This is a genomic window from Thioalkalivibrio sp. ALJ1 (assembly GCF_000745395.1).
Taxonomy (GTDB): Bacteria; Pseudomonadota; Gammaproteobacteria; order Ectothiorhodospirales; family Ectothiorhodospiraceae; genus Thioalkalivibrio.
Map to the genome: position 1 here is coordinate 860,272 of NZ_KN050684.1, position 13,436 is coordinate 873,707.

Annotated in this window: 15 protein-coding genes and 2 tRNA genes; 12 read left to right on the forward strand and 5 right to left on the reverse strand. The window is 64.3% G+C overall.

Annotated features, from left to right (window positions below; genetic code table 11):
• Nucleotides 1-213: 213 nt before the first annotated feature.
• A complete protein-coding gene (locus tag F462_RS06345; protein ID WP_038052547.1) occupies nucleotides 214-1,062 on the forward strand; it encodes a universal stress protein in 849 nt (282 codons plus the stop codon).
• Between the two features lie 12 nt (nucleotides 1,063-1,074).
• On the opposite strand, the gene trmB is transcribed toward F462_RS06345, so the two are convergent.
• The 3 genes from trmB to thiS all read right to left on the reverse strand — a co-directional run bounded on the left by trmB (nucleotide 1,075) and on the right by thiS (nucleotide 2,903).
• Nucleotides 1,075-1,803: a tRNA (guanosine(46)-N7)-methyltransferase TrmB gene (gene trmB, locus F462_RS06350; protein WP_038052549.1), complete on the reverse strand. Its 729-nt coding sequence runs from the start codon at nucleotides 1,801-1,803 to the stop codon at nucleotides 1,075-1,077.
• Between the two features lies 1 nt (nucleotide 1,804).
• The gene (locus F462_RS06355; protein ID WP_018874200.1) at nucleotides 1,805-2,611 is read right to left on the reverse strand and encodes a thiazole synthase; all 807 of its coding nucleotides are present in this window, start codon (nucleotides 2,609-2,611) and stop codon (nucleotides 1,805-1,807) included.
• A gap of 85 nt (nucleotides 2,612-2,696) precedes the next feature.
• Nucleotides 2,697-2,903, reverse strand: a complete 207-nt coding sequence (gene thiS / locus F462_RS06360) for a sulfur carrier protein ThiS (protein ID WP_018141197.1) — start codon at nucleotides 2,901-2,903, stop codon at nucleotides 2,697-2,699.
• Between the two features lie 65 nt (nucleotides 2,904-2,968).
• Here thiS and F462_RS06365 point away from each other — a divergent pair.
• From F462_RS06365 to F462_RS06375, 3 genes are all read left to right on the forward strand, one after another.
• Nucleotides 2,969-3,042: transfer RNA gene (locus F462_RS06365), tRNA-Gly, on the forward strand.
• Between the two features lie 94 nt (nucleotides 3,043-3,136).
• Nucleotides 3,137-3,574: a Fur family transcriptional regulator gene (locus tag F462_RS06370; RefSeq protein ID WP_038052551.1), complete on the forward strand. Its 438-nt coding sequence runs from the start codon at nucleotides 3,137-3,139 to the stop codon at nucleotides 3,572-3,574.
• A 70-nt stretch (nucleotides 3,575-3,644) separates the two neighbouring features.
• A tRNA-Thr gene (locus F462_RS06375) sits at nucleotides 3,645-3,720 on the forward strand.
• 188 nt (nucleotides 3,721-3,908) lie between these two features.
• On the opposite strand, the gene F462_RS06380 is transcribed toward F462_RS06375, so the two are convergent.
• Nucleotides 3,909-4,562, reverse strand: coding sequence for a metalloregulator ArsR/SmtB family transcription factor (locus tag F462_RS06380; RefSeq protein ID WP_038052557.1), 654 nt, complete (start codon nucleotides 4,560-4,562; stop codon nucleotides 3,909-3,911).
• Between the two features lie 595 nt (nucleotides 4,563-5,157).
• Between F462_RS06380 and F462_RS06385 the strand changes: the two genes are divergently transcribed.
• The 6 genes from F462_RS06385 (at nucleotide 5,158) to F462_RS06410 (ending at nucleotide 9,942) form a co-directional block, all read left to right on the forward strand.
• Nucleotides 5,158-6,060 (forward strand): sterol desaturase family protein, encoded by a 903-nt coding sequence (locus F462_RS06385; protein WP_038052558.1) that lies wholly within the window; start codon nucleotides 5,158-5,160, stop codon nucleotides 6,058-6,060.
• On the forward strand, nucleotides 6,057-7,016 hold the full coding sequence (locus F462_RS06390) for a VTT domain-containing protein (protein WP_038052561.1): 960 nt from the start codon (nucleotides 6,057-6,059) through the stop codon (nucleotides 7,014-7,016). The genes F462_RS06385 and F462_RS06390 overlap by 4 nt, the downstream gene beginning before the upstream one ends.
• 198 nt (nucleotides 7,017-7,214) lie before the next feature.
• Complete coding sequence (gene arsS, locus F462_RS06395) at nucleotides 7,215-8,174, forward strand: arsenosugar biosynthesis radical SAM (seleno)protein ArsS (RefSeq protein ID WP_038052562.1); 960 nt, start codon at nucleotides 7,215-7,217, stop codon at nucleotides 8,172-8,174.
• 78 nt (nucleotides 8,175-8,252) lie between these two features.
• Complete coding sequence (locus tag F462_RS06400) at nucleotides 8,253-8,960, forward strand: TIGR04283 family arsenosugar biosynthesis glycosyltransferase (RefSeq protein ID WP_081911369.1); 708 nt, start codon at nucleotides 8,253-8,255, stop codon at nucleotides 8,958-8,960.
• A complete protein-coding gene (locus tag F462_RS06405; protein ID WP_038052565.1) occupies nucleotides 8,957-9,580 on the forward strand; it encodes a TIGR04282 family arsenosugar biosynthesis glycosyltransferase in 624 nt (207 codons plus the stop codon). The genes F462_RS06400 and F462_RS06405 overlap by 4 nt, the downstream gene beginning before the upstream one ends.
• Nucleotides 9,577-9,942, forward strand: coding sequence for a hypothetical protein (locus F462_RS06410; protein ID WP_038052569.1), 366 nt, complete (start codon nucleotides 9,577-9,579; stop codon nucleotides 9,940-9,942). Before F462_RS06405 ends, F462_RS06410 begins: the two co-directional genes overlap by 4 nt.
• Before the next feature lie 305 nt (nucleotides 9,943-10,247).
• Here F462_RS06410 and F462_RS06415 read toward each other — a convergent pair whose 3' ends face one another.
• Nucleotides 10,248-11,534 carry a DEAD/DEAH box helicase gene (locus F462_RS06415; RefSeq protein ID WP_038052572.1) on the reverse strand — a complete coding sequence of 429 codons (1,287 nt, stop codon included), beginning with the start codon at nucleotides 11,532-11,534 and terminating at the stop codon, nucleotides 10,248-10,250.
• A gap of 114 nt (nucleotides 11,535-11,648) precedes the next feature.
• Between F462_RS06415 and trxA the strand changes: the two genes are divergently transcribed.
• Nucleotides 11,649-11,975 carry a thioredoxin TrxA gene (gene trxA, locus F462_RS06420; protein ID WP_012983830.1) on the forward strand — a complete coding sequence of 109 codons (327 nt, stop codon included), beginning with the start codon at nucleotides 11,649-11,651 and terminating at the stop codon, nucleotides 11,973-11,975.
• Between the two features lie 190 nt (nucleotides 11,976-12,165).
• Nucleotides 12,166-13,425 (forward strand): transcription termination factor Rho, encoded by a 1,260-nt coding sequence (rho, locus tag F462_RS06425; RefSeq protein ID WP_018141207.1) that lies wholly within the window; start codon nucleotides 12,166-12,168, stop codon nucleotides 13,423-13,425.
• Nucleotides 13,426-13,436 lie beyond the last annotated feature (11 nt).

Here is a 13,436-nt window from a genome sequence, read left to right on the forward strand (position 1 = left end):
TTTCCCTTGAAAGCGCGGGATTATTTCATTCCGCGCGCCCGGACGCAAAAAGCGTGGCCGCCGCCGTCCCCGGCCCTGGGTGCCGGGCACCCCGTCGTGGATCGCCGGATGGGGTGTGTCCCGGTCCCGGCATGTGACCCCTGGGTCTGCCGGTGCTGGCGTTTGTGAACGTGTCGGTTATGCTGGAAAAAATGTCCAGGTGGAGACCCCCGCATGTCCGATTCCGAAGCCCCACTGTGCCGTTTCGAGACCATCATCCTGGCGACGGATGGTTCCGAATTCAGCGAATCCGCCGAGAGCGTAGCGCTGGACCTGGCGCAGCGCTGCGGTGCGCGCCTGATCGTCGCACGCATCATCCTGACGGATACCCAGCACGATGCCCTGTCCCCGCCGCGTAGCCACGAGGCGAGTGTGGCCGGCCAGGCCGATCTGGACGTGCTGGAAAAGCGGGCCCGTGAGGCGGGGATCGATGCCTCCATGATCCTGCGCCACGGGGTGGATCGGCACCAGGAGATCGTTGCGATTGCCGAGGAGTTCAAGGCGGGTCTGATCGTGATTGGCCGGCGTGACCGTGGCGACATCGCACGCCTGATGGTTGGCGACGCCACACGCAAGGTAATCGGACTGGCCCCCTGTAACGTGATGGTGGTGCCGCGCGGGGCCCAGGCGCCGCATCGCGGGCTGCTGGTGGGCACCGATGGTTCCGATTTGGGTGACAAGGCCGTGCGCGCGGCCATCGAACTGGCGGGATACTGTGACTTGCCGCTGACCATTGCCTCGGTGGCGGTTCCCGGCCAGAGCGACGAGCGGCGTCAGGAGGGTGTGGAGGCGGTGCAGCGTCTGCAGGGCGAAGCCCGGGAGCAGGGGCGTCAGGCCGATGCCACCACCGAGGAGGGGCGGCCCGAGATCGCACTGGTGGACATCGCCCGGCGCGATCAGCGCGACCTGATCGTGGTCGGAAGCCACGGCCGTACCGGGATCAAGCGCCTGCTGATGGGCAGCGTCTCCGAGCGCGTGGTCGGCGGTGCTGAGTGCCCGGTGCTGGTGGTCAAGAACGTCTGACGCGGTCCCGCGTCAGGCCGGTGTGTCAGTGCGCCGATAGAGGAGATCGGCCACCTGGTGGCCAAGCCGTTCCCCGCGGCGCTCGAACTTGGTGACCGGGCGATCCGGGGGGCGTCCAGGGGCCGGGACTGGACCATCGGGCTCGAACCAGACGGCGCATTCCTGCATCACCGCGATCATGTGTTCCGCATAGTCGGACCAGTCGGTCGCCAGGTGCAGGCGCCCGCCCGGCCGGACGCGCGTCGCCAGGTGGCGCACGAACGTGGGCTGGATCAGCCGGCGTTTGTGGTGGCGCTTCTTGTGCCAGGGGTCCGGGAAGAACACCTGCACGCAGTCCAGGCTGCCGGGGGTCAGGTAGTGCTCCAGCAGCTCCACCGCATCGACGTCACTCACCCGCACATTGGCCAGGCCGCGTTGTTCCACTTCGCGCAGCAAGTGCCCCACCCCGGGGCGATGCACCTCGGTCCCGATGAAGTCACGCTCCGGGTGGTTGGCCGCCTGTTCGGCAAGGCTCTCGCCATCGCCAAAGCCAATCTCGAGGGTCACGGGTGCCGTGCGCCCGAAGATCTCGGCCAGGTCGAGGGGGGCGGCGGGTTCCGGCAGCGGCAGGCCGAAGCGTGGGAACAGGTCGTCCAGGGCCCGTTGCTGACCGGGGGTCAGCCGGCCCTCGCGCCGGACGAAGCTGCGGATGCGGCGGTAGAACGGTTTGTCTTCCGCCCCAGCGTTGGCAGGCTCCTTCATGCTAGCTGAAGAACAGGCCGGTCTGTGGCGAGGAAGCCGAGGCGTAGCGCCGCGGCGCCATGCGCCCGGCGAGGAAGGCCTGGCGACCGCCGATGATCGCGTGGCGCATGGCCGAGGCCATCATCACCGGGTCGTCGGCAGCAGCGATGGCCGTGTTCATGAGTACGCCGTCACAGCCCAGTTCCATCGCGATCGCGGCATCCGAGGCGGTGCCGACGCCGGCATCCACCAGCACCGGAACCGTGGCGTTCTCCACGATCTCGCGGATGTTGTAGCGGTTCTGGATGCCTAGTCCCGAACCGATCGGCGCGGCCAGCGGCATGATCGCCAGGCAACCAATGTCCTCCAGGCGCTTGGCCAGCAGCGGGTCGTCGGTGGTGTAGACCATCACATCGAAGCCTTCGGCCACCAGCGTCTCGGCGGCCTTTACCGTTTCGAAGACGTCCGGATAGAGGGTCTTCTCGTCGCCCAGGACTTCCAGCTTCACCAGGTTGTGGCCGTCCAGAAGCTCGCGCGCCAGGCGGCAGGTGCGGATGGCGTCCTCGGCGTTGAAGCAGCCTGCGGTGTTCGGCAACAGGGTATAGCGCTCCGGCGAGATCACGTCCAGCAGGTTGGGTTCGTCCGGGTTCTGGCCGATGTTGGTGCGGCGGATCGCGACGGTGACGATCTCTGCGCCGCTGGTCTCGATGGCATCGCGGGTCTGGTCCAGGTCGCGATACTTGCCGGTGCCCACCAGGAGACGGGAGGTGAACTCGCGTGAGCCCACGCGGAAGAGATCGTCGGCGGTTGCGGCGGCCGATTCGGTCATGGTGCTTCCTTCGTTGAAAGTGGTTGTGGGACGAGGCGGTCGCGGGCGGCGCGATTCTTGTTGATGCAGTGCGGCAGCCCTTCGACTAGCCGCCCCCGATCGCCTGTACGATTTCCACGCGATCGCCTGGGTGCAGCGGATGCACGGCATGTTCGCTGCGCGGCACCAGCTCCTCGTTGATCTCCACGGCCAGGCGCCGGCCGCCAAGGCCGCGTGCCTCGATCAGCGCGGCCAGGGTGGCCTCGCGATCGTCGGGCAGTTCAAAGGGTTCGCCGTTCAGCTGAATCTGCATGGTTCTTCGACTCTTCAGTTTACCGTTGAGCCGGGGGCCGACAAGGCCTACAATCGCTGGCTCAAGCGGGTGTAGTTCAATGGTAGAACGGGAGCTTCCCAAGCTCTTAATGTGGGTTCGATTCCCATCACCCGCTCCATTCTATCAGGCTTCTTGGCCCTTTCGGTTCCCGCCAACCTGTCTTGCGAGCGGGTTATGGACTTGCTCCAGAGCCTTGTTATATCGTCAGAAACATGAGCGCCACGCCCAACCTTACGGAACTGCTGTCGGTCGATGCCGCCCGCGGGCTCCTGCGTGACCACGCGATCTCCCCGACCGAGCAGCGGGTCGAAATCGCGCGCGTGATGTTTGCCCGTCATCAGCACCTCAGCGCCGAGCAAATTCTTGCGCAGCTGGTGCGCCACGACTCGCGCGTCTCCAAGGCCACGGTGTACAACACCCTGAACCTGTTTGCCGAGAAGGGGCTGGTGCGTGAGGTCCTGATCGATCCTGCCAAACTGTTCTACGATTCGAACATGAATCCCCACCACCACCTGTTCCACACCGATACCGGTGAGTTGGAGGACGTGGATCCGGCACGGATCGATATCTCCGACCTGCCGGCCTTACCCGAGGGCAAGGTGCTGGAAGGCGTGGATGTCGTCATCCGGGTTGGTCGCCGCCGTTCCTGAGAGGGACGACCCTCGCCTGGGGCTGCCCGGATTGTGGTCGCTCCCGGCCCCCGCTATCATGTCGCGCTTCGCCGGTGTAGCTCAGTTGGTAGAGCAATCGATTCGTAATCGATAGGTCGGAGGTTCGACTCCTCTCGCCGGCACCAATCTTCCGACCTCCTCGGCTCCAGGCAGCGCTGGCTGTCCCAAGTCGGGGAGTGGTCCGGTCCCTCGCCCGGGTTCCTCTAAAAGCCATTGGCCGGCTGCCGAAGAAAGCCCCTCTCGGCCTTGCGCGGGAGAGAGAAGCTGCGCGGCACCGACAAACGTTCGTCGCGTAAATGCGCAACCCTGCGGATCAGGGCTCCACCGGCAAGCCGGCGGCCGCCCATTCCGGATATCCACCTTCAAGGCGACGCGCCTGATAACCCGCGTCGCGCATCCGGGCGACGGCGTCATAGGCCAGTACGCAGTATGGGCCGCGACAGTAGGTGATGACCTCGCGGTCGGTCGGAAGGTCTTCGAGGAAGGTGTTCAGTTCGGGAAGCGGCACATTGACCGCCCCCGCCAGATGTCCTGCGGAAAACTCTTCCGGTGGGCGTACGTCCAGCAGGAGCGTATCCCCATTGCGGATATGTTCAACCAGGTCCATCGCCGATACGGCCTCCAGCGGATCCTTGCTTTGCAGGTTTTCGTTGACCAGTTGCTGGGCCTCCGCGACCTGATCCACCGCGAGTACCTGGATCGCGTCGAAGAGCTGGACTACGGCGTCAGCGTCCGACAGGCGATAGAAAATCCGCTGCCCCTCGCGCCGCGTCTTGACCAGGCCCGCCTGCTTCAGAATCTGCAGGTGCTGGGAGGTATTGGCGACCGAGAGACCACTGGACTCGGCCAGCAAATCGACACTGCGCTCGCCCTGGGCAAGCAGTTCGATCAACTCCAGGCGCCGGCCACTGGCGAATGCCTTTCCGATGCGGGCGAACTGGCTGAACAGGTCCTGTTTGAAACCCATGTGATTCCGGTAAAAGTGTCAGGAAACAGGCCCTCAGCATACATGCAGACACGAAGACGATGAGCCTCTCAAGTCAATCAGTGTTTCCTTAATGGTATGGCCTCTTGTCGCCTGGCTTGACAGCCCCATCCGTCCCGACTAATGTCAATATTCAATTAATCGGTTGAATATTAGATGGGCCTAAAATCTGGGCCTTCCGCATGCACCCGGCGCGATGATTCATGGGATTGCCGGTCTGAACATCTAACCGAGGGAAACACTGATTAATGCACGCGCTCGCGTTGGCACCCCAGGTTTGCCGAGACAAGGCGCGTCGTGCAGCGTGTAGTGGTTCTACCCGCCCGTTTTCGATTGATTCGGGGCGCAACGGAAGATCGGGGAACCTGGGGTGCCAACCCCGAAGGGGCTCGGCCGCCCGTTGTTATCAAAAACGGGTGCGCGCACGGCGTTGCGGTTCCCTTGTGCAGAATGACTGCACGGCAGTCGCCGCGCCTTGTTCGCACGCAAAAGTGACTCGAGCGCGAGCGCGTGCATTAATCAGTGTTTCCCTAAACGAAGTGCCCGGTTGAACGGCACGAACAAGAGGCGACACATCATGGTGGACTGGTTCATGGAGCAGGAGCCGATCATCCGGATCGGGTTCCTGCTGAGTATGGTGGCCATCATGGCGCTCTGGGAGGCCTTCGCCCCGCGGCGGGCACTGACCGTGGGCAAGGCCTACCGGTGGGTCAACAACTGGGGCGTCGTGGTTACGGGCACCCTGCTGACCCGGGTGATCTTCCCGGCTGGCGCCGTCGGGTTGGCCTTCTTTGTCGAAAGCCAGGGCTGGGGGCTGTTGCAGGTGCTGGACATGCCCTTCTGGCTGGCGGTCCTGATCGCGATCGTCGTGCTGGATTTTGCGGTCTGGACCCAGCACGTGATGTTCCATGCGATCCCCGCGCTGTGGCGATTGCATCGCATGCACCACGCGGACCTGGACTTCGATCTGACCACCGGCCTGCGTTTCCATCCGCTGGAGATCCTCTTGTCGTTCGGAATCAAGGCCATGGTGATTGTGGCGATCGGCGCACCCGCGCTGGCCGTCCTGTTCTTCGAGATCATCCTCAGCTCACTAGCCCTGTTCAATCACTCGAATGTCCGTATCCCCACGGCGATCGACCGCTTCCTGCGCCTGTTCATCGTGACGCCGGACTTCCACCGCGTGCACCACTCCTGGTACCCGCACGAGACCAACTCGAACTTCGGGTTCAACCTCTCACTGTGGGACCGCATGCTCGGCACCTACCATGCTCAGCCGCAGGACGGCCACGAGGGCATGACCATCGGCCTCAACCAGTTCCGCGACCCCAGCTGGGAGCGACTGGACAAGATGCTGATCCAGCCCTTCATTGGCCCGGCGGACAGCTACCCGCTGAACCGCCGCCCGGAGACCGAGGACGAGAGTGAGCAGGTCGTGCGCAAGGCCAGTGCCGGTGCCCGGCGGGCAGGTTCCAAATGAGCCGCACGACCTGGTTGCGGATCGGCGCGGGCCTGGTCCTTATGGCCGGCATCCTGATCGCGGTGCAGTATCGCGATCATCTGGACCCCGCCGCGCTGGAGGCCTGGATCGGGGACTTTGGCGTGACCGCCCCACTGGTGTTCATCGGGGTCTACGCCATCGCCTCGGTGCTGTTCCTCCCCGGTATGGTGATGACCCTGGCCGGCGGTGCCCTGTTCGGCCCGATCTGGGGGACCCTGATCAACCTGGTCGGGGCCACCCTGGGGGCCACCCTGGCGTTCTTGATCGCACGCTACCTGGGCGCCGACTGGGTGGAACGCAAGCTCGGCGGGCGCCTGAAGCAGGTCGTGGCCGGCGTCGAAGCCGAGGGCTGGCGCTTCGTCGCGTTCGTGCGCCTGGTCCCACTGTTTCCGTACAACCTTCTCAACTACGCGCTCGGCCTGACGCGCATCCGCCTGCTGGCCTATGTGCTGGCCACGTTCATCTGCATGGCCCCGGGGGCGCTGGCCTATACTTACGTGGGCTATGCCGGGCGCCAGGCGATCGCCGGGGGCGAGGCCGCGATCCAGACCGCTCTGATCGCCCTTGGCCTGCTGGCGCTGGTCGCCTTCCTGCCGCGGCTGGTCAAGCGCCTGCGCGGCCCCTCTGAATGGATCACGACGACCCAACTGGCCGAGCGGCTACAGGGGCCAAACCCGCCGCAGGTGGTTGACGTGCGCTCGCCCGAGGAGTTTACGGGCGAGCTGGGCCATATCGAAGGCGCCGCCAATATCCCGCTCGACCAACTGGAATCGAACCTGGAACAGCTCCCGAAGGATCGGCCCCTGGCTCTGGTCTGCCGCACCGACAAGCGCTCGAAGAACGCGGCGCGCCTGCTTCGGGCCCATGGCTTCGAGGATGTGGCCGTGGTGCGCAAGGGCATGACCGCCTCGGCCGAACATTCGCCACGGGATTGAGCCATCGCACTGAGCGGCCGTTGGGAACGGACGTCTCGAACCGTGTTCCTATCAGGAGGAGCCCCCAATGAAAACGCTCCCATCCGGGAGACCGAATCCGGGTTCCATTATGGTGTCGGCATTGGTGGCGCTGGGGCGGGGTTCCTGACTGATCGGGCGTATCCGCCGTGGTCCCTGCAGGCTTTGAGGAGTTGGCATATGGAAGCACCCGTGATGTGGTCGAACCCTACGGATTTCCCCTCAATCCGGCGGGCTCGCCAGGTCAGCACCGTTCAGGTCAATCTTGGCTATGTATGCAATCAGACCTGTTTCCACTGCCATGTGAATGCCGGCCCCAATCGCCGTGAGTCCATGGATGCGGCCACGCTGGAAGCGGTCTTGGCCTTCGCGGATCGTGTCGGCGCCACCACGCTGGATCTGACCGGCGGCGCCCCGGAGCTGAACCCCCATTTCCGGTGGCTGGTGACCCAGGCGCGGGAACGGGGCTGGACCGTCATCGACCGCTGCAACCTGACGGTGCTGACCGAGCCCGGGCAGGACAGTCTTGCGGAGTTTCTGGCAGATCACCAGGTCCAGATCGTCGCGTCACTGCCCTGCTATGAAGAAGCCAACGTTGACCAGCAAAGAGGCGAAGGCGTTTTCCAGCGCAGTTTGCAGGGCATCCGGATGCTGAATGCCCTGGGCTACGGGCAGCGAGACTCCGGGCTGCCCCTGGACCTTGTGTACAACCCCCAGGGGGCCGAGCTTCCGCCTCCGCAGGGTGAGCTGGAAGCCGCCTACCGGGAATCGCTACTGCGGGATTGGAGCATCCACTTCAATCACCTGCTCACGATCACGAACATGCCGATCAACCGGTTTGCAGGACAGTTGCGGCGGGAAGGTCGCTACCAGGAATACATGGATCGCTTGCGCGCCGCCCATCGCACCGAAAATCTCGCAAAGGTGATGTGCCGTGATCTGGTCAGCGTGGATTGGAAGGGCTATCTCTTTGATTGCGACTTCAACCAGATGCTGGGGCTTCCGCTGGGCGCCAAAGGGCAGCGCGTTCACGTCCAGAACATTACGGCCCAGGCGCTGGACCAAGGCAGTATTGCGGTCGGCGAGCATTGCTATGGTTGCACGGCGGGCGCCGGGTCCAGTTGTTCCGGTGCGTTGTAGTGCGTCTATCGCATTGCCGCCCCTTTGTGGAATCGCGGGCCGTGGCGGCTGGGGCCACGATGCCGTGACCTGTGTCCAATGGTGACCGACGGCACTGACTTGCCAGGTGGATGTCGGGTCTCCTGTGTCATACCGGCGTTGAACGAGGCGCCATCGATTCTTGCGACACTTGGGCTCCTTCAGCCCATGCGTGATCGCGGAACCGAAGTCCTGCTGGTCGATGGTGGAAGCCGCGATGGGACGCCGGAGCGGGCGCATCCGCTGGTCGATCGGGTGCTAACCGCCGCGCCCGGTCGGGCCTCGCAGATGAATGCGGGTGCCGCCCATGCGCAGGGCGAGATCCTCTGGTTCCTGCATGCCGATACCGAGCCCTCGCCGGAGGCCGATCAGGCGATCCGAGGTGCGATCGAGGATGGCGCGGACTGGGGCTATTTTTCGGTACGCCTCTCGGGCGAGCGCCGATTGTTCCGGATGGTGGAGCGGATGATGACGGCCCGGTCCCGCATGACCGGCATCGCGACGGGTGACCAGGGCATTTTCGTCCGACGTGCCCTTTTCGAGCAGGTGGGCGGGTTTCCGGAGCAGCCACTCATGGAGGATGTTGCCCTGAGTGTCCGGCTCAAACGTGCGGCCGAGCGCCGGGTTTGTCTTCCCTCCCGGTTGATCACATCCAGCCGGCGATGGGAGGAGCGGGGGGCTGTGCGGGTCATACTGCTGATGTGGTGGCTGCGGCTGGCCTGCGCCCTGGGTGTTGCGCCGGAACGGCTGGCGCGGTGGTATCGATGAGCCGCCGCCGCTTGCTGGTGTTTGCCAAGGCCCCGGTGGAGGGTCAAGCCAAGAGCCGCCTGATCCCCGCGCTGGGCCCTGCGGGTGCCGCGGAGTTGCACGCGCGGATGGTCCGTCATACCTGTGAGAAGGCGCGTCGGATCGATGCGGATGTGGAGCTGTGGTGCCACCTGGATTCGGAGCACCCCCTGTTTACGGACTGTGCAGCGTCGTTCGGCGTCACGCTGAGAACGCAGGCAGGCGCGGACCTGGGTGACCGTATGTATAACGCATTCGCATTCGACCCGGAGGGGACGCCGGCGGTTGTGATTGGCACGGATTGCCCGTCGCTGGAACCCAGCGACCTAGCGAAGGCGTTCGCAGGCCTCGAGAAGTTCGACGCGGTGGTCGGCCCTGCGACCGACGGCGGCTACTATCTGCTGGGTCTGCGCAGCGCGGATGCGAGCCTCTTTCGCGCGGTCACCTGGGGGACGGGCAGCGTCCTCGCCGAGACACGCGCGCGCCTGGAGTCGCTCGGCCTGCGCTGGCTGGAGCTGGAACCAAGAGATGACATCGATCGACCGGAAGACCTGGCGTCGCTCCCCGTCGAATGGTTGCCCACTGCGAGGGATGGTGCATGACTGAACGTCTTGTCTTTGTCTATGCTGCCGACAGCGGACGGCTCAATGCCTGGTTCGATGCGGCGCACAAGATTGTCTCGCCCGGCACTTACTCGTGCCAGCTGTGTGCCGTCACGCACAACCCCTTTTCGATGCGAAAGGAATGGAAACAGTTCGTCGACGGGTTATCGGTGGACTGCAGGTTCATCCACCGCGACGAGTTTCAACGCGAGTACCCGGACATGGACGCGGTGCTGCCCGTAGTGTTCATGGAGGGCCCGTCGGGGCTATCGATCTGCCTCGACGCCGAAGGCATTGGGGCATGCGATTCTGTCGCGGCGCTTATCGAGCGAATCCAGCAGCATTGCCTAGGGAAACACTGATTAATGTACACACTCGCGTTGGTACCCCAGGTTTTCCGAGACAAGGCGCGTCGCGTAGCGGGTAGTGGTTCTACCCGCAAGCGACGCAACGCCGGATCGGGGAACCTGGGGTACCAACCCCGCAAACCATTGAAAGCAGGGGCTCGGCCGCTTTTGCGCGCGCACAGCGTTGCGGCTCCTTTGTGCAGAATGACTGCACGGCAGTCACCGCGCCTTGTTCGCACGCAAAAGCAACTCGAGCGCGAGCGTGTACATTAATCAGTGTTTCCCTGGGCTCGTCGGCGTCTTCTTGACGCAATGCCCGTTCAGTTGCGCCCGCCGCGTGGATGACGTCCGCCGCCGGGTCGACCGGGGCCCCGGCCGCCGCCACGGCGATCGTCCCGCGGCTTGCGGGGGCGTGGCTTTGGCTTGACCGCTCCCTGAAACAGGCGCTCCGGGTCCACGCTCGCGGTGGGAATGCGCTCGCCCAGGTAGGTTTCGATATCCGGCAGGTAGAAGGCCGAATCCTCGCAGCCGAAGCTGATCGCGTCGCCCTCGGCCCCGGCGCGGGCGGTGCGCCCGATGCGATGCACGTAGTCCTCGCCGGACTGCGGCAGGTCGAAATTGAAGACATGGGTGACGGCCGGGATGTGCAGGCCGCGGGCCGCCACGTCGGTGGCCACCAGGTAGGTGAATTCACTGGCGGCGAACTGTTCCAGCAGCTTCGAGCGCTTGTTCTGCGGCACATCGCCGGAGAGCAGCTCGGCCTTCTGCTCGTTGACATTGAGCCAGTCGCAGACCTTTTCGGCTCCGTGCTTGGTGTTGACGAACACGATCGCGCGTTCCGGCTGAAGGTCGCGCGCCAGACCCAGCAGCAACGGGATCTTCTCGTCATTGGCTGGGTAGTAGATCACCTGGCGCACGCGGTCGGCCGTCAGGGTCTCGCTCTCGATCTGGACCTTCTCCGGGTTGTTCATGCGCTCGAAGGCCAGCTCCATCACCCGCAGGGACAGCGTGGCCGAGAACAGCATGGACAGGCGCTCGCTGGCGGGAGAGCAACGGTTCATCAGGAAGCGTACGTCCTTGATGAAGCCGAGATCGAACATACGGTCGGCCTCGTCCAGCACCACGACCTCGGTGTGCTTGAGGCCAAAGACCTTCTGCTTGAAGTAGTCGATGATCCGTCCGGGCGTGCCGATCAGGATGTCCGCCCCGGCCTCCAGCTGTTCACGCTGGGTGTCGTAGCCGGTACCGCCGTAGGCGAGCGCAAGCTTCAGCCCGGTTTGCGCCCCCAGCGATTCGGCATCGCGGTGGATCTGGATCGCCAGTTCGCGGGTCGGGGCCAGGATCAGGGCGCGCACGTCGGTCAGCTTGCGGTTCGGTGACGGTTGCTGGCGCAGCAGGCGGTTGAAGGTCGCGATCAGGAAGGCCGCGGTCTTGCCCGTTCCGGTCTGCGCCTGACCTGCCACATCCCGCCCGGACAGGGCGATTGGCAACGTCTGGGCCTGGATCGGGGTGCAGTGCTCGAAGCCGGTGGCGCGGATGCCCGCCTGGACGGGTTCGGGCAGATCGAGCTGGTCGAAGCGGGGCGAGTCCTGCGCGGTTTCGGTCATCGGGTTCCTCGGATGCTGCCTGTTACTTGAACTGTCCGGCGTTCATCGTCGATAGTAAGGCCGTGCAGCCGGCGTTGCGGGCTGTTCCCCCAACCCAAGTCATGAGGGCTCGGAGTGAGCGACAAAATTGTTTATACATCGGACGCCGGTTTCGACGAGGACGTCCTGAAGGCCGATCAGCCGGTCCTGGTGGACTACTGGGCCGAATGGTGTGGCCCCTGCAAGATGATCGCGCCCATTCTGGACGAAATCGCTGAAGAATACGCGGGCAAGGTCAAGGTCGCCAAGCTGAACATCGACGAGAATCCATCCACCCCGCCGAAGTACGGCATTCGTGGGATCCCGACGCTCATGCTGTTCAAGAACGGCGATGTCGAGGCCACCAAGGTGGGTGCCCTGTCCAAATCGCAGCTGACCGCGTTCCTGGACCAGCACCTGTAAATTTCAGAGGCCTGGTGGGCGACCGCCGGGCCTTGCAAGCCCTGTCGCTTTTTCGGGCTTGCCCCGGGCCGCCACCTCGCTTACCATCAGCAGCATTCGAGAGGCCGCCAGGCCACTCTATCCTCCTTCCAGTCATCCGAGCGACCACCCCCGGTTGCCGTTCATCCACGTTGAACACAGCACCCCACGCATGAATCTGACCGAATTGAAGCGGATGTCCGCTGCCGATCTCGTGGCCTTCGCCGAAGAGAAGGGCATCGAGAACATGTCCCGCGCACGCAAGCAGGAGATTATCTTCGCCCTGCTCAAGGCCCACGCGAAGAGCGGCGAGGCCATCTATGGCGACGGCGTTCTCGAGATCCTTTCCGACGGCTTTGGTTTCCTCCGTAGCGCCGATAGCTCGTACCAGGCCGGGCCGGACGATGTATACGTCTCCCCCAGCCAGATCCGTCGCTTTGGGCTACGCACCGGCGACACCATCGCCGGCAAGATCCGTCCGCCCAAGGACAATGAGCGTTACTTCGCGCTGCTGAAGGTCTCGGAGATCAACTTCGAGCCGCCGGAGAATGCCAAGCACAAGGTGCTGTTCGAGAACCTGACGCCGCTGCATGCCAACGAGCGCATGCGCATGGAGCGCGGCAACGGTTCCACCGAGGACATCACCGCCCGCGTGATCGACATCGTCTCGCCGTTCGGCAAGGGCCAGCGCGGCCTGATCGTCTCCCCGCCCAAGGCGGGCAAGACGCTGATGCTGCAGAACATCGCCCAGAGCATCGCCGGCAATTACCCCGAGTGCTACCTGATCGTCCTGCTGATCGACGAGCGTCCGGAGGAAGTCACCGAGATGGACCGCATGGTCCAGGGCGAGGTGGTCTCCTCCACCTTCGACGAGCCGGCCCAGCGCCATGTGCAGGTCGCCGAGATGGTGATCGAGAAGGCCAAGCGCCTGGTCGAGCACAAGCGCGACGTGGTGATCCTGCTGGATTCCATCACCCGCCTGGCGCGTGCATACAACACCGTCGCCCCCAGCTCGGGCAAGGTGCTGACTGGCGGTGTGGATGCCAACGCCCTGCACCGCCCGAAGCGCTTCTTCGGCGCCGCGCGCAACGTGGAGGAAGGTGGCAGCCTGACGATCATCGCCACCGCCCTGGTCGAGACGGGCTCCAAGATGGACGAAGTCATCTACGAGGAGTTCAAGGGTACCGGCAACATGGAGCTGCACCTCGAACGTCGGATCGCCGAGAAGCGTATCTACCCGGCGATCAACGTGAACCGCTCGGGTACTCGTCGCGAAGAACTACTCACTGCGCCGGACGAGCTGCAAAAGCTCTGGATCCTGCGCAAGTTCCTGCACGGCATGGACGATATCGAGGCCATGGAATTCCTCCTCGGCCGCATGCAGTCCTCCAAGACCAACTCCGAGTTCTTCGATCAGATGAAGCGCAGCTAGCTGCGACCCGC